Annotated in this window: 3 protein-coding genes; all 3 read right to left on the bottom strand. The window is 57.4% G+C overall.

The annotated features are described in order from the left end of the window. On the bottom strand, nt 1–1295 hold a 1295-nt coding region (locus V7080_RS25170; protein ID WP_334191115.1), incomplete at its 3' end, for a secretin N-terminal domain-containing protein. Nucleotides 1296–1316: 21 nt separating this feature from the next. Next, nucleotides 1317–1679, bottom strand: coding sequence for an MSHA biogenesis protein MshK (locus tag V7080_RS25165; RefSeq protein WP_334191114.1), 363 nt, complete (start codon nt 1677–1679; stop codon nt 1317–1319). After that, nucleotides 1679–2326, bottom strand: coding sequence for an MSHA biogenesis protein MshJ (locus V7080_RS25160; protein WP_334191113.1), 648 nt, complete (start codon nt 2324–2326; stop codon nt 1679–1681). Before V7080_RS25160 ends, V7080_RS25165 begins: the two co-directional genes overlap by 1 nt. Nucleotides 2327–2551 lie beyond the last annotated feature (225 nt).

Below are 2551 nucleotides of genomic sequence, written 5' to 3'. Positions count from 1 at the left end.
CCAGAGAAGAACGGCTGCACGGTAACGGTCGGGCTGGTGGTGCTGGTTGTACCGATTGCCGTGGTCGTGGTGCTTACGTTGGTGACGTAGAACTCATCCTTGCCGACCTTGAGGACTGCCTTCTGGTTGTTCAGCGTCGCGATGCGCGGGCTGGAAAGCACATGCACCGCGCCCTGGGTTTCAAGGAACGAAATCAATGCTGCAAAATTTCGACTTTGGAACGCGAAACCGAATAACGAACCCGCCGCATCGGCCGCAGCGCCCAATGCGGTTCCCGGCGTCGCGGTGATCCCGCCTCCTGTAACCGGCCTGGATGCACTGCCGTCAAACGGGATCGGTGTCAGCGTGGTACCGGGAGCAACGAAGCCTCCGGACACCCGGTTATTTGAATTTGCATTGAAGGAGGCAAAAGACGCCCAATTGATGCCCTGCTGGTAGCCATCAAAGAGCTCGACTTCGAGGATCTTTGCATCAAGGATGACCTGCCGGTCCACGGAAAGCTGGGTTGCTTTCAGGTACGCGGAGACGTTGCGCAATTCATCCCACATGCCCCGCACCACGACCACGCCCGACTGGGGGCTGACCACGATGCTGCGCCCTTCCTTGTTTCCCACGATCGCTTCCAGGGAAGCCCGGAGCTCGGTCCAGAAGTCGGTATTCGATGTCGTGTTGATCTTGCTGCTGCTGATTGATATCGGTGTTGTCTGGTTCTGGTTCGAACCCGGCGTGACCGATGTCACGTTGTTCGGGCTGTTAGCAGCCGCATTCGGGTTGATGACGTCGCCTACCGCCCCGGAGTTCACCCGGATGTCCGAAGTGCCACGGCGGCTGCCGGTCAGGTAATTCACCTGGAATACACGAGTTTGCATCGTCAGAGGTTTGACATAGATACGCGTTCCTTCGACGGAATAGTCGTATCCGTAGAGCTCCCGGATGGCATCGAGCGCCTCAAGAACCGTGACATCCTTGAGGTTGACAGAAATGGTGCCTGTCACCTCGGGATGGACCAGCATGCTGTAGCGCGTGCCCGATACGATGCCCATGAAGAACTGGGCTGCCGGCACGTTGTTGAACGTGACGCCAAACCGCTCTTCCATCGGCTGACGTGCTTTCGGAATTTCGATGTTCAGGGGCGGTACTAACGCGGCCGCAACCGCAGCGGATTGATCGGATGCCGGTTTGGGTGCGGCAGCCTTGGCCAGTTCGCTATTGATCAGGTCGCGCGTTTCGTGTTTCGGTTGCGTGGCGCACGCTACCAGACTGAGGAGCGCGATTGCAGAAGTAATGTTTTTCACTGTTTCCCTTATCTTTCTGGTTCAGCCGGCGGGTTTGGGACTCGACAGACGAGTTGCCGGCTTTTTTTCAATACCTGGGAAAAGCTTCAGAACTTGGACGTCCTTGCCGTTTCGTAGTACGACTTCAGACTCGGCAATCATTTCCACCCGTGCTTCACCAACCTGGTGTCCTACCTTAACCGTCCGGCCACTGATCACTGCTTCCTTGCGTCCCGGCGCGATCAACACCGACTGCAGCACCGGCCCGGAGGCATCCACGCCGGTGGAGGAGTGATTGATCGAGGGTGGCCGTGTCGGATCAGGCAATCCGCTGGAGGCGGCGACCGGCGCAACCGCAAGCAACATGCACCCCAGTGGAACGAGAAGAATTTTTACAGTATCCATCACAGGTTCAGCCATTTTGCGTTTTGACTTAAGGTGAACAGGGTCAAGGTCAGGGTGGTCTTCGGATATTCGTCGACGCGGAGGTTGGCCTGGCTCCAGAAAAGCTGCCAAGGCATCGATTCCAGCTGAGACAGGTAATCCATCGTGTCGAGATAGGTTCCTTGCAGGACGAGTTCGACACCGTGCTTATACACGGAGCCGCCGATCGATTGCCCGACCACGTTCGCGCCGGCGGCTGTGGCGGCAACTTCCTGCTTCACCGCTGATGATGTCGAATTGGTGTTGGAGACTGCACTGATGAGTGATGACGCCGGCAACGTCTTGAGCGAAACTAGCTGCAGGGACTTGTTTTTCTTGAGAATATCCTCGAGAAGGGCCGCCATTTTATCAGGGGAAACCAATCTCTTCTGCAGGTCGCCCAGTGCAGTTCGAAGTTGCGCGGACTGCTCTTTCAATTGCAGCAGATTTGCCTTGGCGGCGCGATCCGGATCCGATTCCAAGGACATGGCTTTTTGCCGGACTTCCGCTTGCACCCCTCCTAGGACGGACTGCTCCTGCTTGATACGCTGCGTCAGCTGTTTCTGACGCGCGTATTGCGGCTCCAGCAATACCGTGTTGACCAGTACGACGAGAACAAGCGCCGCCATGGCGAAGATGATTGCCCGTTCGCGCAAACTAAGCGCATCGACTTTGGAGGCAATGCGCTGCCAATACTGTTTCATTTGCTTTTGGCTCCCGGGTTCGCGCCGTCGTTGCCCGGCCCCGACGATTGCAGCTTGAAATCGATGTATGCCGCCCTACCTGCCTGGCTGGCAGGTGCCGGCGTCTGAGCAGTGTCGGCATTGACTGACTGGGCGATAACGGGCAATTGC

The sequence above is a fragment of the Noviherbaspirillum sp. genome (assembly GCF_036846085.1).
In the GTDB taxonomy this organism is placed as follows: domain Bacteria; phylum Pseudomonadota; class Gammaproteobacteria; order Burkholderiales; family Burkholderiaceae_D; genus Noviherbaspirillum.
Note: the sequence above shows the minus strand (reverse complement) of the source record. Positions and strands in the feature narration are given on the sequence as shown.